The following is a 23931-nucleotide window of genomic DNA, read 5'->3' on the forward strand; positions in this document are numbered from 1 at the left end:
GCCCCGACAACCACTCTTGAGTGGACATGCGCCAGAGCCGGCCAGCAGCGCCCTGCTGCAAGCCTTGCCGCAGCAGCTGTGGCTGCTCGATGCCAGCCTGCAGCCCAGCCTCGCATCGCCCTCTCTGCTGGACTTCCTGGGCTTGAGCCTGCATGAGCTGCAAACCCTGGGTTGGCGCCAAATCATCCATCCCCTCGACCGCCTCGAATTCGACCTGCGCTGGCAACAAGCACTGCTTTGCGGCCGCTTCGAGATGGACTACCGCCTGCGCGACGCCGAAGGCCGCTACCGCTGGCAACTGGCCCTGGCCCAGGCCCTGCCCTCGCAAGCCGGCCAACCATTGCGCCTGCTCGGCACCCACACCGACATCAGCGCCCGCAAGGAAGCCGAGGCGCGCCTGCGCGAGGCCGACGAACTCTGGAAGCTGGCCTTGGAAAGCGTCGGAGACGGCGTCTGGGATTGGTACATCCAGGAGGACGTCGAGATCTATTCGGCCCGCATCCTGCAGATGTACGGCTTCTCGGAAACCGAGATCAAGCCCAGCCCGAGCGAGCTCGACGCGCGCACCCACCCCGAAGACCGGGCGCAGATGGAGCTGGACCGTGCCGCTCATTTTGCGGGTCAGGTGCCCATCTACAGCAACGAGCACCGCGTGCTGTGCAAGGACGGCAGCTGGAAGTGGATCCACAGCCGTGGCATGGTGATCAGCCGCGACGCCCAGGGCCGGCCGCTGCGCATGGTGGGCACGCACACCGACATCACCCAGCGCAAGCAAGCCGAAGCGCTGATCTGGCACCAGGCGCATTTCGACGCCCTGACTGGCCTGCCCAACCGACGCACCCTGCGCGATCGCCTGGAGCTGCTGCTGATGGCGGCGGAGCGCGGAGGTGGGCGCCTCGCCCTGCTCTTCATCGACCTGGATCACTTCAAGGAAGTCAACGACACCCTGGGCCACGATATGGGCGACGCCCTGCTGCTGCAGGCCGCCGAGCGGATACGTGCATGCGTGCGCCCGCAAGAGACCGTGGCCCGCATGGGTGGCGACGAGTTCACGGTCGTGCTCTCAGACTTGACGGACAGCGCCGAGGCCGAAGCCGTGGCGCAAAAAATCATTCTGGCCATGGCGGCCGCCTTCCATCTGCATGAAGAACGGGTGTTCGTCTCGGCCAGTGTCGGCATCAGTGTGTTCCCCGACGATGGCCGACAGATCGAAGAACTGTTCAAGCATGCCGATCAAGCGCTCTATGTGGCCAAGGGCGCCGGGCGCAACCGGCTGGGGCATTTCACGCCCGACCTGCAACAGGCAGCGCTGCTGCGCATGCGCCTGAGCAATGACTTGCGCGAAGCCCTGCCGCAGGGGCAGCTGAGCCTGGAGTACCAAGCCATCGTGGCCATGGACAGCCGCGTCATCTGCAAAGCCGAGGCTTTGCTGCGCTGGACCCACCCGAGCCGTGGCAGGATCGGGCCGGACCTGTTCATCCCTCTGGCCGAAAGCAGTGGTCTGATCATCGAGATCGGCGAATGGGTGTTCCAGCAAGCCGCACGCCAGGTCCTGGATTGGCGCCAGCGCCTGCATCCCGGCCTGCAAATCAGCATCAACAAAAGCCCGGTGCAGTTCCGCCAACAGCAAGGCCAAGCCGACCACGACCAGTGGGTGGCCACCGCGCAAGAGCTGGGCCTGGCGGACGGCGCACTGGCGATCGAGATCACCGAGGGACTGCTGCTCGAGGGCGACAGCGAGGTCAACCGCCAGCTGGAAACCTTGCGCCAGGGTGGCTTCCTGGTCTCGCTGGACGACTTCGGCACCGGTTTCTCGTCGCTGTCCTACCTGCATCAGTACGCGATCGACCTGCTCAAGATCGACCAGCGCTTCGTACGCAATCTGCGCCCTGGTACCAAGGATCTGGCCTTGTGCAAGGCCATCATCACCATGGCGCATGAGCTGGGCCTGCAGGTGGTGGCTGAAGGCGTGGAAACCCAGGAGCAGTACGAGCTGCTGCGCAGCGCCGGCTGCGACTACGGCCAGGGCTATCTGTTCGCCCGCCCACTGCCGGTCGAAGCGTTCGAGCTGCTGCTGCGCCAGGGCAAGGCCTGAGCTTCCACAAAAAGGCGTCGCGCAATGACAAAAGGCCAGCACTTTCGTGCTGGCCTTTTTCAATTTGGTGCCCAGGAGAGGACTCGAACCTCCACGGAGTTACCCGCTAGTACCTGAAACTAGTGCGTCTACCAATTCCGCCACCTGGGCTTTTCTCCACTGCCGTAACAGCGAAGACCGCTAGTATAGCCTTAATTTTCTGGCTTGCAAGGACTAATTGAAAAACTTGGGGCTCAGGCGCTCTGGACCAGCGCCAGCAAGGCGGCATGAACGCGCTGTACATCGCGGGCCTCGCTGCGCCAGTTGCTGAACGCCGCACGCACGGCCCAGCGGCCGAGGAAGTAGGTCGGCGTCAGAAACGCCTCTCCGCTGTCGCGCAGTCGCTCCAGAAAGCGCTGCACGCTGGCGGCGTCCGTGCAGCCTGCCACGGCAAAGCAGACGATGTTGAGCCGGACCGGCGCCAGCAGCTCGAAGGCGGGGCCGCCGTCGGGCCCGGGGGTCAGGTCTTGCTGCAGCAGTTCGGCCAGCAGACGGGCGCAGTCGATATTGCGCCGCACGATCTCGGCCTGGCCGGCGCGGCCATAGGCCTGCACAGCAAACCAGGCTGGCAAGGCGCGCCAGCGGCGCGAGTTCTCGGGCGTCAGATGGACGAAATCGGGGCGCTCGCCGATCTCACCCAGATAGGCCGCCGAGTTCTGGAACACACGCAGCTGCAGGGCACGATGGCGGCTGAACTGCAAGGCGCTGTCATAGGGCACGTTCAGCCATTTGTGGCAGTCGATGCACACCGAGTCGGCGCCGTCCAAACCCTGGACCTGAGCGGCCACCCGCTCATCGAGGGCCGCAAAGGCCCCGAAAGCGGCATCAACATGGAGCCAGAAGGGGTAGCGTGCGCGCAAGGCCAGCAGGGCCGGCAGCTCGTCGAAATCACCGCTGTTGACCGTGCCGGCATTGGCCACCACGATCACCGGCGCGCCGGCCTGCGCTTGCAAGGCCAGCTCCAGCGCCTGCGGGTCTATCGCATCACGACCCGGCAAGGTCGCCACCGGATGGACCGCATTCCGCCCCATACCGAGCATGGACAAGGCCTTGTGGATGCTGGAATGCGCAGCGCCGGACAAGACCGTCACGGGGCCCAGTGCGGCCGCGCCGGCCTCGCTGACGCGCACACCGCGCTGCTCACCCAGCCATTCGCGCGCCAGGGCCAGGCCGACAAAATTGGACATGGTCGCGCCCGAGACGAAGGCGCCCTCATGCGCTTCGCTGAGGCCAAACCAGGAACCCAGCTCGCGCACGGTCTGGCGCTCCAGCTCCGGTGCTTCGGAATCCCAGCCGGCGGTCGGATTCTGATCCAGAGCCGAGGTCAGCCAGTCGCCCATCAGGCTGGCCGGGGTGGCGCCACCGGTGACAAAGCCCAGATAGCGTGGCCCGGCGCTGGCGCTCAGGCGCGGCAGCCAACGTTGCTCGAACAGGCGCAAGGCCGCCTCGGCGCCACCTCCGGCTGCGCGCTGCAGCTCAGCCTGCGGAGTCTGCGGCTGCACAGCCACCGGCTGCGAGTCCAAGCCCTGCAGGCTCTGCAGCGCCGTCGCGCGCGTCTGCGCCAGCAGCTCGGGCAGCGTCTCCAAATCGTGTTTCAACAGCTCATGCATGGCAAGCTCCAGGTGATGCAAGCCGCCATGCTAGAGTCGATTGGACTGATTCAAGCAATCCAATTCAAACGCCGTGGACTGGCCCCTTCAACCTTCTCTTCTTGCAGCCTTGCGCGCGGCCCTGCAGCAATCGCCACGCTACGCCGCCCTGGCAACCACGCTGCAAGGCCTGATCCTGCAAGGCGAGTTGCTGCCCGGCGACCGCCTGCCCGCCGAGCGACGCCTGGCCGACCAGCTGGGTCTGAGCCGCAGCACGGTGGTGGCCGCCTATGCACGCTTGGCCGAGGGCGGCTGGGTCAGCACACGACAGGGTCAGGGCAGCAGCGTCTGCGCCGGCCCGCCCGGCCATGTCGCCAGCCGCAAGCGGCGCGTGGCGCTGGGCAGCCCGGCTTTGCGCCGACTCAGCGGCAGCGAGCACGAGACCTGGATTGATTTCGCCCTGGCCACCGCCGTGCCCGATCTGGCCTGGCTGCAGCCCAGCGCCGCCGCCGCCAGCCTGGTGCTGCGCGAGAGCGCCTACCAGCCTGAAGGCATGCTGGCCCTGCGCGAGCGCATCGCCGCGCGCTACAGCCGGCAGGGTCTGGCCACGACACCCGATCAGATCCTGGTTTGCGCGGGCGCGCAGCAAGCCATCAGCCTGGTCGCCCAGCAATACCTGGCGCCGGGCGACTCGGTGCTGATGGAGACACCCAACTACTTCGGCGCCATCGATGTGCTGCGCAGCTGCGGCGTGCATCTGGACGGCATCGCCGTGCAAGCCCAGGCCCGGCATGCGCCGGCCTTCATAGCCGCCCTGGCACAAAGCCGCCACAAGCTCGCCTATGTCTGCCCGGCCCTGCACAACCCCACGGGCCTGAGCTGGAGCCAGGCGGCCGTCGAGCGCCTGGCGCGCACGGCCGCCCAGAGCAGCTGCCTGCTGCTGGTGGACGACTCCCTGGCCGAGCTGCACTTCGAGGCCTGCCCTCGGCCGCTGCCGGCCGCAGCGGGCGCACCGATCGTTCACATCGGCAGCCTGTCCAAGACGCTCTGGGCCGGCTTGCGCATCGGCTGGCTGCGGGCACCTGCGCCCATCATCGAGACCTTGCGGCGCGCCAAGGCCAATGCCGACATCGCCTGCAGCTCGCTCAGCGCCGCCCTGGCCTGCGATTTGCTCGACCGCTACGACAGCTTGCTCACGCTCCGGCGCAGCCAGTTGCAGGAGCAAGCCCGCCATCTGCACGCCTTGCTGCAAGAGCATCTGCCCGGCTGGCATGTGCGCCAGCCCGAAGGCGGCCTGTTTCTATGGGCCGGCCTGCCCGCGCAAGGCCGCGATGCCTCCGCCTGGGTCGAGACGGCCGCGGCCCTGCGCGTGCGCCTGAGCCCAGGGCCCGCCTTGTCCGTGGGCGCCGGACATGAGCGTCATCTGCGCCTGGCCTTCACCCAGGCGCCTGCCCTGGCTCGCGAGGGTGTGCTGCGTCTGGCGGCAAGCCTGGCGTGTTGATGGCAGCAGTGCCCCAATGGGTCAGGCCGAGCAGGGCCTGCGGGTCGAACAGGCGCTGCAAGCGGCCCGACCAATCGAGCAGGTTCGTCTCGCTGAGCTGCCAGTAGCTGTCCTGCAGCTGCGGGCCAATGCCATGCTCGGCACTGAAGCTGCCCTCGAATTGCTGCACCAGAGCGTAGACCCCGGCGCGCAAGCGCGCCTCATCCAGGGCCGGCGCACTCTGGGGCCAGACCAGGTTGAAATGCAGGCCGCCATCGCCCAGATGCCCGAAGTCAGCCAGCTCGGCGGCCGCGAAGTGCTCGGCCAACCAGGCGCGGCCGGCCTCACGGAAGGCCATGAAGTGGCGCCGCGGCAGCGACACGTCGAAGCCCAACACCTTGCCACGCGCGCGCAAGCCTTCGCTGATATGGTGACGCAAGGCCCAACAGGCGGCGTCGGCCCCGAGCACAGCGTCGCTGACCCGCTCGCCGAACTCGCCTTCCAGCCAAGTTTGCAGCAAGGCCTGCAGATCGAGCTGCTCGGCGCGCAGATCCGAGCTCAGCTCGACCAGCAGCGTGTACTCGGGCAGATCACCGCCGAACCAGCGCATGCGCTCCGTCCCCAGGTCGCCGCCACAGCTGAGCGCCGCCTCCATGGCCGGGCGCGACATGCCTTCACAGGCACTGACCAGACTGCCCATCGCCGCCATCAGGCTTTGGTACAGCGGCAGCACGGCTTCCAGGCTGCTCGGCGACACCAGGGCCACCGCCTGCTGACGTGGGCGGCTGGCGAGCTTGAAGACCGCTTCGCTGATCACGCCCAGGCTGCCCGAGGAGCCGATGAAGAGCTGCTGCAGCGGCAAGGCGGCATTGTCTTTTTGCAGGCCACGCCCCAGGCGCAAGACCTGACCCTCGGCCAGCACCACGGTCAGACCCAGGGTGTTGGCGCGCACATCGCCGTAACGCAGCATGCGCGTGCCGCCCGTGTTGTGCGCCAGCATGCCGCCGACGCTGGGGTCGGCGCTCAGGTCGATGGCCAGCATCAAATCATGCGCGGCCAGGCGCTCGTTGATCTCGCTGAGCCGGAAACCCGCCGAGACACGCAGCGTGCGGTCCAGCAGGTCCAGCTCGAACACCTCGCGCAGGCGCTCGGTGGACAGCAAAAGATCGCGTTCAGCGTCCACCGGCGTGGCCGCGCGCACCAGGCCGGTGTGGGCGCCTTGCGGCAGCACACGCAGGCCATGGCGGGCAGCCAGGGGCAGCAGCTGGGCCAGCTCGGCCGTGCTGGCAGGTCGCGCCAAAGCAGCGGCCTGGCCCGGTGCATAACGCGCCGGTTCCAGATAGCGCGGCTCGATGGCGCTACCGGCGCTCACATGGGCGGCGCCGCAAATGCGCGCCGCGGCCAGGAGGAAATCCGCCGACATCGGACTCAGCAAGCCGAGACCGCGCCTTGCGCCGTCATCTTGAAGATGCCGGTGGCATTGCCGGCGTCGAAGGCCAGGTCGAGTTCGCTGCCCACCCGCGCCCGCTCGATGAACTCGTAGAAGGAGCCCGGCACGGTCAAAGCGATCAACTTTCCTTCGCTCAAGAACTGACGCTGCACCTGAGCGGCATGAAAGGCGGTCTGCTTGACCCGGCCCGAGCGCGAGACTTCGATCTTGGCCTTGACCGGCCGTCCCAGGGCACGCTGCGCCTCGGCCAGTGCCTCAAGGTCGGTGACGCGGTCGGTGGCATGGTTGAAAGCCGTGCCTTCGGTGGCGATCCAGGCCATCTCGGCCGACTCCTGCAGCAGCAGCTGGTAGTCGCTCAAGCTGACCGGGCCATGCTGGCGGTCGAAGCAGGCGATCAAGCGCGGCAAGAGCGCCAAGGCAGCAGCCCAGGGCAAGGTCTGGTCGCGCGCCAGCTGCTCCAGCCAGGCCATGTCTTGCGGGCCCAGCGGATCGCGGGAACTGGCCAGCACGCGCGTCACCGCCGCCTGGAATTCGGCCGAGAAACGCTCGGGATGCAGCTCGGAGACAAAAAACTGGGCAATGTCTTCGGGCATGTCTTCGTGGCACCAGGCGCGGCCGCTCATCTTGAGCGCCGGCAGCGGGTAGTTGTCGGCCAGGGCAAAGCCCAGCGGGCGCAGCACCCGGGTGATGGCAGCTTCACCGGGTGGCAGCGCACCACTGGGCCAGGCCACCGTGCGCAGTGCGCCATGGTCGAAGCACAGGCGCTGGCCGCGGCCCTGCTGCTCGGCCACATAGTCGGCTGCGGCCGGCACACGCAGCGTGACGTCTCGGAACAGCGCCATATTGAGCGCCTGTGCCAGCTCAGCCCGCGAGACAAGCTCGCCCACGGGCCGCAGCAAGGCCGGGGCGACCTGCAACTGTGCAAAGGTTTCGGTGGCTGCGGCGGCGCCCAGGGCGCTGTCGAGCAGACGGTACAAGCCGGATTCCAGCATCATGAGGATCGATCTCCAGGCAGGGCAAAACAAAGCCCGGGCATGCCGGGCTTTGCGCCATCAATGAAACAGGGGGGGTCAGATGTCGAACTTCACGCCTTGTGCCAGCGGCAGCGAGCGCGAGTAATTGACCGTGTTGGTCGTGCGGCGCATATAGGCCTTCCAGGCGTCGGAGCCGGACTCACGGCCACCGCCGGTTTCCTTCTCGCCACCGAAAGCGCCGCCGATTTCGGCGCCCGAGGTGCCGATATTGACGTTGGCAATGCCGCAGTCCGAACCGCTGGCCGACATGAAGGCCTCGGCCTCGCGCACATCGTTGCTGAAGATGGCCGAAGACAAGCCTTGCGGCACCTCGTTCTGCAGGGCGATCGCTTCGTCCAGGGTCTTGTACTTCAGCGTGTACAGGATGGGCGCGAAGGTCTCGTGCTTGACGATGTCGGTCTGCGCCGGCATGCGCACCAGGGCCGGCGTGGCGTACCAGGCGTTCGGGTACTGGTTGGCCAGGGCGCGCTCGCCGCCGGAGACCTCGCCGCCTTGCTCGCGCGCGGCAGCCAGAGCCTTCTGCATGGACTCGAAGCTGGCGCCGTCGATCAGCGGGCCGATCAGGGTGCCGGCCTCGACCGGGCTGCCGATCTTGAGCTGGGCGCGGGCGCGGTCCAGGCGAGCGACCAGCTCATCATGGATGCTCTCGTGAATGATGACGCGGCGGGTGGTGGTGCAGCGCTGGCCGGCCGTGCCGTAGGCACCGAACAAGATGCCGCGCACGGCCAGCTCCAGGTCGGCACTGGGCGTGACGATGATGGCATTGTTGCCGCCCAGCTCGAGCAGGCAACGGCCGAAGCGGGCCGCCACACGCGGGCCGACCGCGCGACCCATGCGGGTGGAGCCGGTGGCCGAGACCAAGGCGACCTGGGGGTGGTCCACCATGGCCTCGCCGACGGCGGCCCCGCCGTTCAGTAGCTGGGACAGGTGCGCGGGCGCCGTGCCGCCGGCCGCGTTGTAGCGGGCCAGCGCGCGCTCGAACAAGGCCTGGGTGGCGATGGCTGTCAGCGGGGTCTTCTCCGACGGTTTCCAGATGCAGCTGTCGCCGCAGACCAGGGCCAGGGCCGAGTTCCAGGCCCAGACGGCGACGGGGAAGTTGAAGGCCGAGATGATGCCGACCACGCCCAGGGGCAGGTACTGCTCCATCATGCGGTGGCCGGGGCGCTCGCTGGCGATGGTCAGGCCATGCAGCTGACGGCTCAGGCCGACGGCGAAGTCGCAGATGTCGATCATCTCCTGCACCTCGCCCTCGCCTTCGCTGCTGACCTTGCCGGCCTCCAGCGAGACCAGGCGAGCCAGGTCCATCTTGTGCGCGCGCAGCTCTTCGCCGAACAGGCGCACCAGCTCGCCGCGCTTTGGGGCAGGCACATTGCGCCAGTCCAGGAAAGCGGCATGGGCGCGCGCCACGGCGGCGCGCATGTCTTCAGCGCTGGCCTCGTGGACGGCGCCGAGCGCGGCGCCGTCGATGGGCGAGCGCACGTTCAGCGTGCCGCCGGTGAAAGCCGAGGAAGGAACGCCGAGGGCGCTCAGGAGTTCAGTGATGTGCGTAGTCATTGCGAGATTCTCCGCTCAACCGATGCTTTCCACTTGGCGCGACTGCTGGTAGGCCTTGCCGAACTCATTGGCCAGGAACTCGGGCAGCGAGACTTCCTCTTGCGACACGAAGCCCGACTGCGGCAGCTTGCCCTGACGGAACAAGTCGACGGCGGCGCACATGCCGGCCGCGGTGGTGATCTGGATGGCCGACAGCGGGCGGGCGCCGTCGCGCTCGGCGAAGATCTTGCGGGCGAACACTTCCTGCACCAGGCGGCCGTTCTTCATGCCCGAGACGGTCACGAAGACCAGGACCACGTCCTGCATGGTGGCCGGCATGCTCTTGCGCATGATGTCCTTGAGCAGTTCCTGGTCGCTCTTCAGGGCCAGGTCGCCGAGCAGGAATTGCATCAGGTCGCGGTGGCCGGGGTAGCGCACGGTCTTGTAGTCGAGGTTCTTGACCTTGCCGGCCAGAGTTTCGCACAAGGTGCCCAGGCCGCCCGAGGTGTTGAAGGCCTCGTACTCGGTGCCGTCCAGCGAGAAATGCTCCAGGCCTTCCAGCGGCAAGGCGTCGATCTTCTCGCCGTCGTGGATGCATTCGCAGGGGTGGCAGTACTCGTTGATCAGGCCGTCGACCGACCAGGTCAGGTTGTACTTCAGGGCATTGGTCGGGAAGGCCGGCAGCGCGCCGACGCGCATTTTGACGTCGTTGAGGCTGTCAAAGCTCTTGGCCAGATGGGCGGCGACGATGCCGATGAAGCCCGGGGCCAGGCCGCATTGCGGCATGAAGGCGGTCTTGGCGCCTTCGGCGATGCGCATGATCTCCTTGGTGGCGGCCACATCTTCGGTCAGGTCGAAATAGTGGCAGCCAGCTTCCAGAGCCATATGGGCTGCGGGGATCGCCAGTTGGTAGGGCAAGGCATTGACGATGGCGGCATAGCCTTTGACCAGGCCGGCCGCGCCGGCGCCGATTTCGGCGATCACCTGGGTGCGGATGCCCTCGGCGGCCAGCACTTGCAAGGCGGCGGCGTTCTTGTCGAAAACGGTGACTTCGTAATGGCCCGAGCCATGCAGCAAGCGAGCAATGGTTTCACCGATATGGCCTGCGCCCAGCAATGCGATCTTCATTTGATTTGCCTCAAGAGGATTGGATGAGCCGCAGTCTAGGCAGAGACGCTGACGAAAAAAAGCCGGAGTTCGTCGAACTTTGAAGAGAAAATGACGAATCGTCGATGAATTTCGCCACAATGAATCAAACAAGGGTTTCCCATGAGCAGCTCCGAGAACGACCCTGACGCCGCAAGCGCCGCAGTCAAACCTCGTGCGCCGGCCCAGGCCAAGGACCAGACCGACCGCGAGCTGATCGCCCTGCTGCAGGCCAATGCCCGCGAGAGCACGGCCAATCTGGCGCGGAAATTGGGCGTGGCGCGCACCACCGTGGTGGCGCGGCTGGCTCGGCTGGAGGCAGAGGGCGTGCTGGTCGGCTACACCGCCAAGCTCGGTTCGGACGCGGCCGATCGCGGCGTGCAGGCCTTTGTCGGCATCACCGTGCAGCCCAAGGCCGGGCGCGAGGTGGTCAAGCGCCTGTCGGGCCTGCCCGAGCTGCGCCAACTGGCCTCGGTCAGCGGCGAGTTCGACTACATGGCCTTGCTGCGCGCCGACTCGACCATGCGCCTGGACGCCCTGCTCGACGAGATCGGCGAGATCGACGGCGTCATCAAGACCACCAGCTCGGTGGTGTTGGCCTTGCGCGTGGACCGCAGCGCTTGAATGCACAGGCACAGGGGCCGACGCTGCGCACAAGCGCACGGCCCAGCGGCTCGTCTCTAGCCAAGTGCTAGGCAGACAGGCTACGCTGCACATCTGTGAGCAATGGGGGGTCTGTGTCAAAACACCAGCTTGGGCCGGCACCGCGGTTCAATATCGCCCTGGCCAGCGGCGCCCCGGGAGGGGCGCTGAAAGCGTTGATCATTGACGAGGGCGAGCTGTCGCGCTCGGTGATCAGCACCATGCTGCGCGATATGGGCGTGCAGCAGGTGCACACCGCACGCCGCCCCGAGCAAGCGCGCCGCCAGATCAAAGAGGCCGGTCATGCCTACGACATCATCATCACCGAGTTCCATTTCCGCCGCCTGAGCAACCACGACATGAGCGGGCAGGACCTGCTCGATGAGCTGCGCCAGGCGCGCGGCCTGCCCATGCAGACCATCTTCATCATGGTGACCGATGAGGCTCGCTACCAGCATGTCGCCGACGCCGTGGAAGGCGCGCTCGACGACTACCTGCTCAAGCCCTTCACCGCCCGCCAGTTCGAGGAGCGGCTGCAGATCATCCTGGACCGCAAGCATGCGCTGCGCGAGGTCTTCGCCGCCATCGAGGCCAGCGACTACGCCGGCGCGGCCGAGCTCTGCGAGGCCATGTTCCGCAACAACGTCCAGTACAAGGTCTATGCCGCACGGATCGGCTCCGAGCTCTACCTGCGGCTGGGCCAGCTCGATGCGGCGCGGCGCATGTTCGAAGCCTTGCTGGAATACAAGGCCGTACCCTGGGCACGCCTGGGTCTGGCCAAGATCGACCTCGGCAATGCAGACACCGCCACCGCCTGCCGCAGCCTGGAGACCCTGCTGGCCGACAACCCGAGCTATGTCGATGCCTACGACGTCTACGGTCGAGCCCTGTTGGAGGAGATGAATTTCACCGGTGCCGCTGAAATGCTGGCCAAGGCTGTGCAGATCACCCCCGGCAATGTCGCGCGCTTGCAAAAGCTCGGCTCCCTGCAGCTGTTCCTGGGCTTCAGTGAGTCGGCGGCCAAGCACCTGATGGCGGCGCTCAATATCGGCTCGCAGTCGCGCTCGCTCGACTACCAGGGCCTGGTCGCCCTGGGCCTCGCCTGCCTGGACGAGGAGGACCGGGACGGCTGCGAACGTGCCGCGCGCTTTTTGCAGGACGCGCAGCAGCGCTTTCCGGACAGCTTCCGCGTCCGCACCCTGGCACAGACTCTGGAGGTGGTGCTGGCCTTGTCAGAACGACGCGCCGATGCTGCCCAGAACGGGCTGCGCCAGCTGGCGGCCGAGCTCGACCACCCCGAACTGAGTTTCGAGATGGGCTGCAATCTGATCATGCTGCTGGTGCGCAGTGCCGGCCGCCAGGCCATGCCCGAGGCGCGCGCCTGGACCGAGCGGACCACGCAGCGCTTCGCCGTGTCACGGCCACGCACCCGCATGCTGGAAATGGCGGCCGCGGCCATGCCGCCCATCGAGGCGATCGTGCGCAATGCTGCGGCCGGCATCAACGAGGCGGCGCGCGAGGCCATGTCCCACTTGGTCAGCAAGCAGCACGAACGCACCTTGCAGGCCTTGCTGGAGCTGGCCCAGCGCAGCCTCAATGCCCGCATCATCAATCTGGCCCACGCAAGCCTGAAGCATCACGGCCAGCACCTGCCCGAAGCCACCGCACAGCGCCTTGGCATGGTGATCGATGACTTGCACGCACGCTACACGGACGGCGGACGGCGCTTCGTCGAACGCGAGCAGCAAAGCTGAGCAAGGCCTGAACGGCGCGGCCGAGCGGCTCAGTCGGCTGGCGGCGCCCAGCGCTCCAAGGCCTGCAACAAGGCCTGCAGGCTGATGGGCTTGCTCAGATGGGCATCGCAGCCCGCCGCCAGGCATTGCGCCACATCTTGGGCGAAGGCATTGGCGGTCAGGGCGATGATGGGCAGGCGCTTGCGGCCCGCGGCCGCTTCTTGCTCGCGCCAGCGCCGGGTCGCCGTCATGCCGTCGAGTCGCGGCATCTGCACATCCATCAACACCAGGTCATAGCGCCCCTGCAGCAAGCAAACCAAGGCCTGCTCGCCATCGCCGGCCACTTCAATGACATGGCCCAACGGCTCGAGCATGGCCTCGATCACCAGAACATTGACCTCGTTGTCTTCGCACAGCAAGAGGCGCAGCGGCCTCACTGGCCCGGCGGGCGCCTGCGCCGGGGCCGGAGAAGCAGCAGGCGGTGCCTCATGCGGCGGCAGCGGTAGATTCAGCTCGAAGCAACTGCCCTTCCCTGCTTCACTGTGCAAGCGCAGCTCGCCGCCCATCAGCTGAACCAGGCTGCGCGAAATGGCCAAGCCCAGCCCCGTGCCGCCGAACTCGCGCGCGGTGCTCGCATCGGCCTGGCTGTAGGGCTGAAAGATGCGCTCTTGCAGATGAGCGGGAATGCCGATGCCCGTGTCCTGAACGCTGATCCGGACCCAGCCGGCCGCATCGCGCCCGGCCGTCACGCGGACGCCGCCGACCCGCGTGAACTTGATCGCGTTGCTGAGCAGGTTGGCCAGCACCTGGGCCAGGCGCTGGGCATCGCCCCAGACCCAGGCCTGCACTTCCACTGCACAGCTGAGCTCCAGGCTCAGGCCGCGCTCCTGGGCGCGGCCACGCTGCAACTCAATCTGCTGACGCAGAAGCTCACCCAGATCGAAGGCATGAGGCGACAGACTCAGCTTGCCGGCTTCGATCTTGGCGTTGTCCAGCAAGTCATTGATCAGGGCGAACAGCTGCTGGCCGGCCCCCTGAAAGACTTGCACATAGCGGCGCTGCTCAGCACTCAACTCGGTGCGCGCCAAAATCTCCGCCATGCCCAGCACCGCATTCATGGGCGTACGGATCTCGTGGCTGACGTGAGCCAGAAAGCGGGTCTTGGCCTGGTTGGCCGCCTCGGCCACTTCGCGTGCGTGGCGCAGCTCACGGTGGTGCAGGCTTTGCCAGCGCTGCTCGGCCAGGCCGGCCAACATCAAGGCCAAGGTCAGCGTGGCCAGGGGGCCAAGCAAGGAAGGCAGCAAGAGCTGACTTTGCACCAGCCAGACCGCCAGGCCCAACAGCAAGACCAGACTCAGCGCCGAGCTTCCCAGCAGCACGGCCCGGCGCTGCTGCGGTTGAAACGCGCGCGATCGGGCATGCAGCACACCCGGCACCGCGGCAAGTGCCAGCAAGACCGCCGCCCAGATCCAGCCGGCTGGCGCCAGCAGATGGCCGCGCGCAAGCAAGGCCGTGGTCGTGGCAAGAAAGGCCGAGCCGGACAAACGACCTTGTGGCGTGCTCACCGAATCGGCAAAGAAGGCGCTGCTGCCGACGAACACGGTGCGGCCGCGCAAGCTCTCGCGCAAGGCCGGGTCATCACGCTGGCCCAGCGCCGCGCGCATCAGCCGGCCCCAGCTCAGATCGGGAAGCCCCTCCAGCCGGCTGGGCAGCTTGAGCTGCACGCGCCCTTGGGCATCGAGCGGCCAAGCCTTGATCGTCTGCAGCCGCTCGGGCTGCTCTTGCAGCAGCACCGCCAGTGGCAGCGCAGGCAAGACCTGACCCTGGTAGCGGTGCCAGAGCGGCTGCCGGCGCAGCAGGCCGTCGCTGTCCAAGGGCGAGGACACCAGGCCGACCCGGCCCAGCGCCACCGGCGCCTCGCGCAGCAGGGGCGTGGCCGGCAACATCAAGGCATTCCAGCTCAGACTGGACTGGCCCGGTGGCGCGTCGGACCAGGCGAGTCGCTTGAGCAGATCCTGCTCTTCGGCCGGCAAGGCCGAAGGAGCCGCCTCCAGCTGCAGGCCGGCCGCCGCCAAGACCGAGGGCGGCCCCTTGTGCAGCGCTCGTGCCAGCTCAGCATCGCCCTCGCGCTCGCCCGCGAGCACCAGATCGATCACCACCCGGCGCGCACCGGCCTGCTGCAGATAGTCCAGCAGCAGGGCGTAGACCGAGCGCGAATAGGGCCAATCACCCAGCTCGGCCTGCATCTCGCGCAGGGCGTCGTCGTCGATGTCCAGCAGCGCCAGCTCGTCCACGCGCAAGGGCTGTGCGGTCCAACGCAGCAGACCGTCTTCGAGCGCCAGGTCCAGGGGCCGCAAGGGGCCGCTGCCCTGCGCTAGCACGATCACGCACAGGGCCAGAGGCAAGGCCAGGCAAGACGGCCCCCAGCGCCGTAAGTGGCGCCAACTGCGCCATCCCCACCCGCGATCCGCGGCCATCAAAGCCCCAGCAGGAGCAAAGGCAGCAGCCAGAGCCAGCGCGGGTACGGCACCTCGATCTCCTGCACCTGTCCATAGGGGCCGGCTTGCCCCAGCTCATCCAGCCCGCGCACGCGCAGGAAGTAGCGGCCAGGCCCGGGGCGCGGCAGGCTCAGGCTGGGGCTGTCGCTGCTGAAATTCTGCAGCTCCTGGCTGAAGGATGCATCGCGCGCCCATTGCAGCTCATAACGCGCCACGCCCGCGGATGCACGCCAGCGCAGGTTCAGCTGCTCGTCGGCCACTTCGGCCTCGGCCGGTTTCGGGCTGGGCGGCAGCGGTCGCAGCTCGAAGGCCTGGCCATCGCCGAAGGGACCGCGCGCCTCGCTCTGCATCGAAGCCAGACGCCAGTGGTAGCGGCCATGAGGCAGGCGGGCGCTGTGGCTGACATCGGCGATGTCGGCCTGGTCCAGCTGCAGCTCGCGGAAGACGACATCGCGTGCGACCTGAAGTCGGTAGGCCTGGGCGGCGCTGTTGCGGGTCCAGCGGAACTCGACCTGCTCGCCATAGAGGCGAGCATCGGCCGCTGGCGCCTGGCTGAACGGCGGCTCGGGCCGGGCCTGAATCTGCAGCAAGCGATCGCTGGCCAGCCCCTCCAGGCCGAGCGTGTCGATGGCGCGCAGGCGCAAGCTGTAGCGTCCATCGGGCGGCAGCGCCTCCCAGCTCAGCTCGGGCTCGCTGCCGCGGTGGTCGAGCAGCAGGCGGCTGAAATCGCCTTCGGCAAAGAGCTGGGCACGGTAGCCATGCGCGCCCGGATGCGCGGCCCAGCGCAGGCGCAGCGGCAAGCGGTCGACCACGGCCAATTCGGCCGGCAAGGCCGGCGCAGCCAGCAAGGGCGCCGACTGGGGGCGGCCTCGGCCGTCGGCCACCATGCCCATGCCGGCCGGCACCGCCAAGAAAGCGTGGCCGCTGCTGTCCGCCGCCACCCGACCTTCCAGCACCGCCATGTGCGCCTTCTCGGCCTGCACTTGCACGCGGAACTCGGTGCCACGCACGCCCAGATTCACATGCGGCGTGCGGATCTCGTAATGCGGTACGCGTCCGCCCTTGGGCGCGACCTGGCTGTCCGCCCCACCTTCGTGCAAACGCAGCTGCACCGCGGGGATGGCGCTGCGGCCGTAGACCAGCAGCTGCTCGAGGCTGAGGTCGCTGAGCGGCGGGATCAGCAGCCGCGAACCATCGACAAAGCGCAGAGTGACGGAGGACTGGGCCGCGCTGCGCAAGCGGTCGCCGCTGCGCAACTCCTGACCGACGGTCAGGCGCTGCTCAGCCTGGCCGCTGCGGAGCAACATGACCTCACCCTGCACAAACACGGTCTGGGCCACGCTGGCCTCACGATTCAGCCAGGCCAGAGGCATGCGCAGCACCCCGCCCGGCGGCAGGCGCAAGGGGTCGGCCACCCGGTTGAGACGCTGCAGCTCGCGCCAATGACGGCCCGGCAGCAGATAGCGCTCGGTCAAACCGATCAAGGTATCGCCCGCCTGGATGCTGTAGTGCCAGTCGCTGTCGGCCGCGGCAGGGCTGGAGGCCAAGGCCGGCCGGCTTTGTGCCCATGCCGGAGCCGGCATCAGCGCCCACAGTCCAAGTGCCAGTACAGCGGCAGCGGCTGCGCCTCCGTGGCCACCCGAGTTCCTGATGGTGTGTCGCATGCGCCTTCTCCCTGGCCTTGGCGGCCATCAGCGTCCTTATTGCCGGCATGGTAGCCAAAAAGGGCTGTGGGCTGGACGGGAATGGCCCGGGGGCGCAGCACCGATTTACGGCTGACAGCGTGCCAGGCTGGGACGGCTGAGAGCGCTCAGCCCAAAACGCAAAAAGCCCGTCGCAAGCGGCGGGCTTCGAGAGCGGCAATTCAATGGTGCCCATGACGCGGATCGAACGCGTGACCTCTCCCTTACCAAGGGAGTGCTCTACCACTGAGCCACATGGGCAGTTGGAGGGCTTCCAGCTGCTTCCGGCCCCGCAGAAGGAACCGGAAAAACAAAAGCCCACCGAGGCGATGGGCTTGTGTCTGATATTTTGGTGGCCTGGGGCGGAATCGAACCACCGACACGCGGATTTTCAATCCGCTGCTCTACCAACTGAGCTACCAGGCCGTCGTCTTGAATGACGTTCTTGCTTTTTTCGCTGCCTTGCTTTGCTTCTAGAAGCGCTGCAAATCAGCGAAGACCACGACTATAGCACTAAATTCCGGCTCCGCGCTTATTTCTGCTGAGGTCGACACCCAATTGTTTCAACTTTCTGTACAGATGGGTGCGCTCCAGGCCGGTTTTCTCAGCCACGCGGGTCATGGAACCGTTCTCCTTGGCCAGATGGAACTCGAAATAGCTCTTCTCGAAGGCATCACGGGCTTCGCGCAAGGGGCGGTCCAGCTCGAAGCTCTGCTCCGAAGCCAGGCCGGCCGACGGCAGGCTGCTCTGCGGCAGGGTGCTGAGGCTGGGCGCCACGTATTGCGGCGTCAGTTCGCTGCGGGCATAGCTGCTGGGCAGACCGACGGCCGGCGCCGGGCGCGGCGCTGCCTTGACCAGGGACTGCTCCACCGCGCGCAGCAGCTTTTGCAGGGTGATGGGCTTTTCCAGGAAGGCGATGGCGCCGAACTTGGTCGCTTCAACCGCGGTGTCGATGGTGCCGTGGCCGCTCATCATGATGACGGGCATGGTCAGCAAGCCTGCACCGCCCCACTCCTTCAGCAAGGTGATGCCGTCGACATCGGGCATCCAGATGTCCAGCAGCACCAGGTCGGGGCGCATGCGCTCTCGCACCGCGCGCGCCTGCGCTGCGTTTTCTGCCAACTCGATCGTGTGGCCCTCGTCACTGAGGATTTCAGAGAGCAGAGCACGTATGCCCAGCTCGTCGTCGACTACAAGAATGGTTGCCATGGAGTCCTAGTTCAATGGGGCTTTTCAGCAGAGCCCGCATCGGCTGCTGCAGTCGCGAGTTTTGAAAATGATAACGAAACTTGCGCACCGGTCACCGCTTGCGCCTCGTCGCCCTGGGCGTGCAGGTTGCTGAGGCGTATGCGTGCGGCGTGTTCATCGGCAATTTTCTTGACCACCGCCAGACCCAGGCCGGTGCCCTTGGTCTTGGTGGTCACATAAGGTTCAAAGGCGCGTTTGAGCACTTTCTCGGCAAAGCCCGGGCCGTTGTCAGTGATCTGCAGCCGCACGGAGCGGGGCGCGCCGGCCTCGGTGAAGGCCTGCTGGGTGCGCACCAGCACCTGCCCGCCCGCCTGCTCCTGCACGGCGTCGAGCGCATTCTGTACCAAGTTGTGAATGACCTGCCGCAATTGCGAGGCGTCGCCGAGGATGCGGCTGGCGTCAGGCGCCAGTTCGGCGTGCAGGCGACCTTGTTCCTGGGCCTCGGCATACAGGGTCAGCACCTCGGCGACCAGGGCATTGAGATCCAGCGCCTTGAGCTGGGCCGAGGGCAACCGGGCGTAGTCGCGGAACTCATTGACCAGCTGCTTCATGGACTGCACTTGGTTGACGATGGTGGCCACCGAACGCACCAGCATGGCCTGGTCGGCGCCTTCCAGCTTGGCTTCGAGCTTGTGCTGCAGGCGCTCGGCCGAGAGCTGGATGGGGGTCAAGGGGTTCTTGATCTCATGGGCCAGGCGCCGCGCCACCTCGCTCCAGGCGGCCGAGCGCTGGGCCGAGACGACTTCGGAGATGTCATCGAACACCATCAGCCGCGCGCCCTGGGGCAGCGGCGCGCCGCGCACCAGCAGGGTCTGCACATCCTGGCTGCTGTCGAGCTGCAGCTCAAAGGCGTCCTGCCAATGGTCGCGTTCGCCGCTCTCGGGGTTGTACTGCTCGAAACGCTGCCAGACGGCCTCGGCAAACGCCTCCAGATGCGGCACCTCGCCCAGCTGCCGGCCCTGGTAGACCGACAGCGGCAGGCGCAGGATGCGGGTAGCGCCGGGGTTGACGGTGTCGATGTGGCGCTGGGCGTCGAACACGATCACGCCGGCGGTCAGGTTGTCCAGAATCGTCTGCAAATGGGTGCGCGCGCTTTCCAGCTGGGCCACACTGCGCTCGACCATGACCCGCGCCTCGGACAGCTGCTCGGTCATGTCGGCGAAGGAACGGGTCAGGCCGCCGAGCTCGTCGCGCGTGCTCAGCATGGGCTTACGGCTGAGGTCACCCTGGGCCACCTGGCGCACGCCGTCGGCCAGCAGCAAAAGGGGCCGCGCCAGCTGGTTGCCGAAGGTGACGGCCAAGAGCAAGGCGGCAAACACCGCCAGCACCAGCACCAGGGTCAGGGTGCCCAGATACATGCGGCGCAGGCCGTCGCGCTCCAAGGCGCGCTGCTGGTATTCGCTGCTGGCGTTTTGCACCGCCAAGGCATTGGCCAGCACCGTGGCCGGCAGGCGCTGCACCACCATCAAGAAACGCTCGCCCGAATTGCCCAAGCCCAGGCGCATCTCGCTATTGGGCAGCTGGGCAATGGCTCGGATGCGGGCTTGGCCTTGCAGGGCCTGAGCCTCGTCCTCCAGGCCCTCCAGATGGCTGACAACACGGGCATTGCGCGCCTGGCGCAGCAGGGACTCTGCCGGCCGGTCGGTCATCAAGGAATTGGTGTCGCCACCGACCGACAGCAGGATCTGGCCATTGCCGGCCACCACCGCGACCACACGAGCACCCATCTGCTCGCGCAGACGTTCCAGCACCAGGGGCTGCGGCAGGCTGCCGGCTTCGCCGAGACGCTCGGCAGCATCCAGGGTGCGGTTGGACAGGTCATTGACCAGACCGTCCAGGGTGCCGCGGCCCAGATTCAAGCCGGCCTCCAAGGCCGAGGCCAGACGCACATCGAACCAGCTGTCGATACTGCGGTTGACGAACTGGTAGGACACGCCGTAAATCAAGATGCCAGGCACCATGCCCACCAAGGCAAAAATGCCGGCCAGTTTCATCAGCAGGCGGCTGCCGAACTTGCCGCTGCGCACGCGCAGGAACAAGCGCAGGGCCGCGCCGACGATGACCAGCAGCAGCAGCCCGGCGACCAAGGCATTGAGCCAAAACAGCCACTCGTAGTGGCGATCGAAGAAGCCGCGCTGGCTGGTGGCGCTGATCGACAGCAAAAAGGCCAGAACGCCACAAATGCCGGTGATGATCACCAGGGCGATGATCCAGGCCCAACGCGCCCGTTTGCTCATGGGGTGGGCGCGGATGCTGCGGCCGTTCGCAGGCTGAAGTCGGGGTTCAGCCCCAGATTGCGCTCCACCCCCAAATTCCAGCCCTGGCCAATGCTGAGGCCGATCTGCATGGGCTTGGGCAACTGTGAGGTGTCGAGCCGGTAACTAAATTCCAGGTAATGGCTGCCGTCCTCGTCGAGCTCGCGCGCTTCGGCGATGCGCCAGCCCGAGACGCCGCGCAAGGAGGCCAAGGCCTCGGGCAGGTTGTTGAAGCTCTGCGTCAGCCCGCCGGAGCTGACCCGGTACTGCCGCGTCAGCGCATACCAGTACAGGCGCCAGCTTCGCGACGCCTTGCTGGCCCGCGCATCGCGCCAGTACCAGCGCTTGCGCTGCACCGACACCTCAGCCACAAAGTACAGCGAGACCCCTTTCATCAAGGCGTCCTCGGCGGCGCGCGGCAGCTCGAAGCGGGTGCTGAAACTCAGCTCCAGGCCCTCATCGCTGCGTATCGTGCTCATGGCACTGAGCTCCACGCCATCGGCTCGAACCGGCATGGCCGAGGCCGCCAGCAGACAAGCCAGAGCCCAGGTCAGCCAAAGCCGCCAGAAACTGGCCGGGCGGCTGGCGCGGCGATGAAGGATGACAGGCGAACTCAAGGGCAATGCAAACGGAGTAAAGACGAGAAATTGGGGTCAGAGCGATTTTTGCCAGGCTGCCGCAGCCCTCGCAAGCTCAGGCCCGCTTGTGCAACAAGGCATAGAAAAAGCCATCGAACACCGCCTCGGCCGAAGCTCGCGGCTGGGTCGACACGGCCATGTCCTCCGGCGCCTCATTGTGTGCGAGCGGCAGCAGATGCCCCGTGAAGCCGCTCACCTCCAAGCGACTCGCGTCGGCTTGACGTTGCAAAAATGCATCGATCTGCGCTTCACCCTCGGCTTTGAACATGGAGCAGGTGGCGTAAACCAGACGACCGCCCGGCCTCAGCGTCGGCCACAGGGCGGCCAGCAGCTCCGCCTGGATGGCGGCCAGTTGGGCGATGTCGCCGGGCCGGCGCAACCAGCGCACATCGGGGTGGCGGCGCACGATGCCGGAGGCGCTGCAGGGCGCATCAAGCAGGATGGCATCGAACATACGGCCATCCCACCAGGACGCGGTCGTGCGGGCGTCGGCCGCCTTCAACTCGGCACGCTGGCCCAAACGGGCCAGGTTGTCCTGCACGCGCAGCAGGCGCTTGGGGTCGCTGTCCAGGGCCAGCAGATCGAAGTCACCCAGTTCCAAGAGATGGGCGGTCTTGCCGCCCGGCGCGGAGCAGGCATCGAGCACGCGCGCGCCGGCCTGCAAGGCCGGCAGCACGCCTTGGGCCTGGACCAGCAAAGGCGCGGCGATCTGGGCGGCGGCGTCCTGAACCGAGACCGCGCCCTGGGCGAAACCGGGCAAGGCCGTGACCGGCACGGCGCGCTCCAGCAGCAGCGCCTGCGGTACCAACGGCCCCAGGGCGTGAGCGGCAATGCCGGCCTCCTGCAAGCGCTGCAGATAGTCGGCCGCTGAACCCTGCCGGGCATTGACGCGCAAGGTCATGGGCGGATGCTGGTTGTTGGCGAGCAGCAGCGCGGGCCAGACCTCGGGCCAGTCCGCACGCAAGCGCTCGCTCCACCAGAGCGGGTGGTTGTAGACCGCCACCGGCCCATTGGATCCCTGGCCAGCCTGAGCCTGCAAGGCCGGCCGTTCCCGCAAGAAGCGGCGCAACACGGCGTTGACGAAGCCCGCGCTGGCGGGCAGGCGCTTGCGCACAGCGCTGACGGCCTGGTCCACCACCGTGTGGTCGGCATAGGGCGCAGGCGGCTGGTCCGGGCCGCCGGCCCAGAGCAGGGCCAGCGCACTCAAAAGCAGACCCTCGACCTTGGGCGGCGGGCTCTTGGGCGCGAGGATGGCGCGCACCGCCTCGGCACTGCCCAGGCGACGCAGCACATGGAAGCTCAGGGACTGGGTGGCCGGGCGCAGCTCGGCGGGGCATTTCGCCAGAACATCGGTCAAGGAGCGGCCGCCGCGCACGGCCTGCACGGCATCGGCCACTTGCATCAACAGTTGCTGAAGCGGCGGCGCCAGGGCAGGACCGGCGGGGTTCGACGGCGCGGGCTTGGGCATGGGGGGGGCAGAGGGAAGGCTCACCCTTTCAGTGTAGGTGAGCCCTCCGTACGCCGAGCAGGCAAGACCTGGCCCTGCACAGTCTTTGCAATCCGTACACAATCGCCCGATTGCACCGAACAGCGAGATCCCCCCATGACCGGCGTCCTGCCTGCAAACCCCTCTCCCCGCGACGAGCGCGAGCTGGCCGAGCTGCCCGCTTCGGAGCGCGTGCGCTACCGACTGGTCGGCGCAGGCTGCCGCCACCACGCCAATGACAATATCGCCGACTTCATCAAGGACGGTGAGCTCGACGAGATCCAGGCCGAAGTGCAGGCCAAGCTGCAAGAGGTGCTGCGCGCCCTGGTGATCGACACCGACAGCGACCACAACACCCAGGACACCGCCAAACGCGTGGCCAAGATGTTTGTGCGCGAGGTCTTCAAGGGCCGCTATGTGCCCATGCCGCCGGTCACCGAGTTCCCCAACTTCACCCGGCTCAACGAGCTGATGATTGTGGGCCCCATCACCGTGCGCAGCGCCTGCTCGCACCACCTCTGCCCCATCATGGGCCGGGTCTGGATCGGCCTGCTGCCCAACGAGCACTCCAACCTGATCGGCCTGTCCAAGTACACCCGCATCTGCGACTGGATCATGAGCCGCCCGCAAATCCAGGAAGAGGCCGTCACCATGCTGGCCAACGAATTGCAGGAACGCGTGCAACCCGACGGCCTGGCCATCGTCATGGAGGCCGACCACTTCTGCATGCATTGGCGCGGCGTCAAGGACACGGAAACCAAGATGACCAACAGCGTCATGCGCGGCGCTTTCCTCAAGGACCCGAATCTGCGCCGCGAGTTTCTCTCGCTGCTGAGCAAGAAGTAAGTCCAAGAACAGACCTCAGCCCCAACGGAGCCCACCCCATGCTAGTTCGCCTTCTCTACGCCAGCCGCGCCCACATTCCCATGGGCGAGGCTGAGCTCAGCACCATCCTGAAGCAGTCGCGCGAGCACAACCCGGCCGAGGGCATCACTGGCCTGCTCTGCTACAGCGATGGCATCTTCATGCAAGTGCTGGAGGGTGGCCGTGACGCGATCAACGCACGCTACAAGCGCATCGTCGGCGACACCCGCCACCACGATGTGATCCTGCTCAGCTATGAAGAAGTGGGCGAACGCGTGTTCGCTGGCTGGTCCATGGGCCAGGTCAATTTGCAGCGCCTCAACCCGGGCCTGGTACTCAAGTACTCCGAAACCGCCAAGCTCGACCCCTACAGCATGAGCGGCAACTCGCTCATGGCCCTGTTCCACGAACTGGTCAGCTCGGGCGCCATCGTCTGCAGCTGAGGCTGCATTTGGCACGGAGCCCTCGTTCGCTGAGATTTGAATACGAGCGCAGAGTGCGCGGAGGACCGCAGAGGTC

Annotated in this window: 17 protein-coding genes and 3 tRNA genes; 6 read left to right on the forward strand and 14 right to left on the reverse strand. The window is 66.9% G+C overall.

Going from position 1 to position 23931, the window contains the following annotated elements; all coding sequences use genetic code 11:
* The first annotated feature begins 16 nt into the window (after positions 1-16).
* On the forward strand, positions 17-2095 hold the full coding sequence (locus LNV28_RS03195; RefSeq protein WP_263516536.1) for a putative bifunctional diguanylate cyclase/phosphodiesterase: 2079 nt from the start codon (positions 17-19) through the stop codon (positions 2093-2095).
* A gap of 65 nt (positions 2096-2160) precedes the next feature.
* Here the strand turns inward: LNV28_RS03195 and LNV28_RS03200 are convergent.
* Together LNV28_RS03200 and LNV28_RS03205 are read right to left on the reverse strand one after the other, a co-directional pair.
* Positions 2161-2245 (reverse strand) — tRNA-Leu (locus LNV28_RS03200).
* Between the two features lie 83 nt (positions 2246-2328).
* On the reverse strand, positions 2329-3744 hold the full coding sequence (locus tag LNV28_RS03205; RefSeq protein ID WP_263516535.1) for a pyridoxal phosphate-dependent decarboxylase family protein: 1416 nt from the start codon (positions 3742-3744) through the stop codon (positions 2329-2331).
* 73 nt (positions 3745-3817) lie between these two features.
* On the opposite strand from LNV28_RS03205, the gene LNV28_RS03210 reads away from it, so the two are divergent.
* Entirely contained in the window at positions 3818-5224 is a 1407-nt protein-coding gene (locus LNV28_RS03210) for an aminotransferase-like domain-containing protein (protein ID WP_263516533.1), read from the forward strand.
* Here the strand turns inward: LNV28_RS03210 and LNV28_RS03215 are convergent.
* From LNV28_RS03215 to LNV28_RS03230, 4 genes are all read right to left on the reverse strand, one after another.
* A complete protein-coding gene (locus LNV28_RS03215; protein WP_263516532.1) occupies positions 5160-6626 on the reverse strand; it encodes an FAD-binding oxidoreductase in 1467 nt (488 codons plus the stop codon). The genes LNV28_RS03210 and LNV28_RS03215 overlap by 65 nt on opposite strands.
* A gap of 5 nt (positions 6627-6631) precedes the next feature.
* A complete protein-coding gene (locus LNV28_RS03220; protein ID WP_411969917.1) occupies positions 6632-7642 on the reverse strand; it encodes a 2-oxoadipate dioxygenase/decarboxylase family protein in 1011 nt (336 codons plus the stop codon).
* Between the two features lie 81 nt (positions 7643-7723).
* The gene (amaB, locus tag LNV28_RS03225; RefSeq protein ID WP_263516531.1) at positions 7724-9241 is read right to left on the reverse strand and encodes an L-piperidine-6-carboxylate dehydrogenase; all 1518 of its coding nucleotides are present in this window, start codon (positions 9239-9241) and stop codon (positions 7724-7726) included.
* Between the two features lie 15 nt (positions 9242-9256).
* Positions 9257-10348, reverse strand: coding sequence for a saccharopine dehydrogenase family protein (locus LNV28_RS03230; protein ID WP_263516530.1), 1092 nt, complete (start codon positions 10346-10348; stop codon positions 9257-9259).
* Between the two features lie 141 nt (positions 10349-10489).
* Between LNV28_RS03230 and LNV28_RS03235 the strand changes: the two genes are divergently transcribed.
* Together LNV28_RS03235 and LNV28_RS03240 are read left to right on the forward strand one after the other, a co-directional pair.
* Complete coding sequence (locus tag LNV28_RS03235; RefSeq protein WP_263516529.1) at positions 10490-10990, forward strand: Lrp/AsnC family transcriptional regulator; 501 nt, start codon at positions 10490-10492, stop codon at positions 10988-10990.
* 113 nt (positions 10991-11103) lie between these two features.
* On the forward strand, positions 11104-12762 hold the full coding sequence (locus LNV28_RS03240; protein WP_263516528.1) for a response regulator: 1659 nt from the start codon (positions 11104-11106) through the stop codon (positions 12760-12762).
* A gap of 29 nt (positions 12763-12791) precedes the next feature.
* On the opposite strand, the gene LNV28_RS03245 is transcribed toward LNV28_RS03240, so the two are convergent.
* From LNV28_RS03245 to rsmB, 8 genes are all read right to left on the reverse strand, one after another.
* Positions 12792-15146, reverse strand: coding sequence for a CHASE2 domain-containing protein (locus tag LNV28_RS03245; protein ID WP_263516527.1), 2355 nt, complete (start codon positions 15144-15146; stop codon positions 12792-12794).
* Positions 15147-15217: 71 nt separating this feature from the next.
* Positions 15218-16786, reverse strand: a complete 1569-nt coding sequence (locus LNV28_RS03250; protein WP_263568734.1) for a FecR family protein — start codon at positions 16784-16786, stop codon at positions 15218-15220.
* A gap of 321 nt (positions 16787-17107) precedes the next feature.
* A tRNA-Thr gene (locus tag LNV28_RS03255) sits at positions 17108-17182 on the reverse strand.
* Positions 17183-17271: 89 nt separating this feature from the next.
* Positions 17272-17347: transfer RNA gene (locus LNV28_RS03260), tRNA-Phe, on the reverse strand.
* A gap of 87 nt (positions 17348-17434) precedes the next feature.
* On the reverse strand, positions 17435-18130 hold the full coding sequence (locus tag LNV28_RS03265; protein WP_263516525.1) for a response regulator: 696 nt from the start codon (positions 18128-18130) through the stop codon (positions 17435-17437).
* An 11-nt stretch (positions 18131-18141) separates the two neighbouring features.
* Positions 18142-20406: a sensor histidine kinase gene (locus tag LNV28_RS03270; protein ID WP_263516524.1), complete on the reverse strand. Its 2265-nt coding sequence runs from the start codon at positions 20404-20406 to the stop codon at positions 18142-18144.
* Positions 20403-21041 carry a DUF4390 domain-containing protein gene (locus tag LNV28_RS03275; RefSeq protein WP_263516523.1) on the reverse strand — a complete coding sequence of 213 codons (639 nt, stop codon included), beginning with the start codon at positions 21039-21041 and terminating at the stop codon, positions 20403-20405. The genes LNV28_RS03270 and LNV28_RS03275 overlap by 4 nt, the downstream gene beginning before the upstream one ends.
* Before the next feature lie 76 nt (positions 21042-21117).
* The gene (rsmB, locus tag LNV28_RS03280; RefSeq protein ID WP_263516522.1) at positions 21118-22530 is read right to left on the reverse strand and encodes a 16S rRNA (cytosine(967)-C(5))-methyltransferase RsmB; all 1413 of its coding nucleotides are present in this window, start codon (positions 22528-22530) and stop codon (positions 21118-21120) included.
* 135 nt (positions 22531-22665) lie between these two features.
* On the opposite strand from rsmB, the gene folE reads away from it, so the two are divergent.
* Positions 22666-23394, forward strand: coding sequence for a GTP cyclohydrolase I (gene folE / locus LNV28_RS03285; RefSeq protein WP_263516521.1), 729 nt, complete (start codon positions 22666-22668; stop codon positions 23392-23394).
* Positions 23395-23432: 38 nt separating this feature from the next.
* Positions 23433-23855: a BLUF domain-containing protein gene (locus tag LNV28_RS03290; RefSeq protein WP_263516520.1), complete on the forward strand. Its 423-nt coding sequence runs from the start codon at positions 23433-23435 to the stop codon at positions 23853-23855.
* Positions 23856-23931 lie beyond the last annotated feature (76 nt).

This window comes from Paucibacter sp. DJ2R-2 (assembly GCF_025717675.1).
GTDB lineage: Bacteria > Pseudomonadota > Gammaproteobacteria > Burkholderiales > Burkholderiaceae_C > Paucibacter_A.

What these genes read in the sequence shown, in the direction of transcription:
- LNV28_RS03205 (WP_263516535.1), bottom strand. Translation starts at nt 3,744, where the DNA reads ATGCATGAGCTGTTGAAACACGATTTGGAGACGCTGCCCGAGCTGCTG.
- LNV28_RS03215 (WP_263516532.1), bottom strand. Translation starts at nt 6,626, where the DNA reads ATGTCGGCGGATTTCCTCCTGGCCGCGGCGCGCATTTGCGGCGCCGCC.
- amaB (WP_263516531.1), bottom strand. Translation starts at nt 9,241, where the DNA reads ATGACTACGCACATCACTGAACTCCTGAGCGCCCTCGGCGTTCCTTCC.
- LNV28_RS03230 (WP_263516530.1), bottom strand. Translation starts at nt 10,348, where the DNA reads ATGAAGATCGCATTGCTGGGCGCAGGCCATATCGGTGAAACCATTGCT.
- LNV28_RS03235 (WP_263516529.1), top strand. Translation starts at nt 10,490, where the DNA reads ATGAGCAGCTCCGAGAACGACCCTGACGCCGCAAGCGCCGCAGTCAAA.
- LNV28_RS03265 (WP_263516525.1), bottom strand. Translation starts at nt 18,130, where the DNA reads ATGGCAACCATTCTTGTAGTCGACGACGAGCTGGGCATACGTGCTCTG.
- LNV28_RS03270 (WP_263516524.1), bottom strand. Translation starts at nt 20,406, where the DNA reads ATGAGCAAACGGGCGCGTTGGGCCTGGATCATCGCCCTGGTGATCATC.
- rsmB (WP_263516522.1), bottom strand. Translation starts at nt 22,530, where the DNA reads ATGCCCAAGCCCGCGCCGTCGAACCCCGCCGGTCCTGCCCTGGCGCCG.
- folE (WP_263516521.1), top strand. Translation starts at nt 22,666, where the DNA reads ATGACCGGCGTCCTGCCTGCAAACCCCTCTCCCCGCGACGAGCGCGAG.
- LNV28_RS03290 (WP_263516520.1), top strand. Translation starts at nt 23,433, where the DNA reads ATGCTAGTTCGCCTTCTCTACGCCAGCCGCGCCCACATTCCCATGGGC.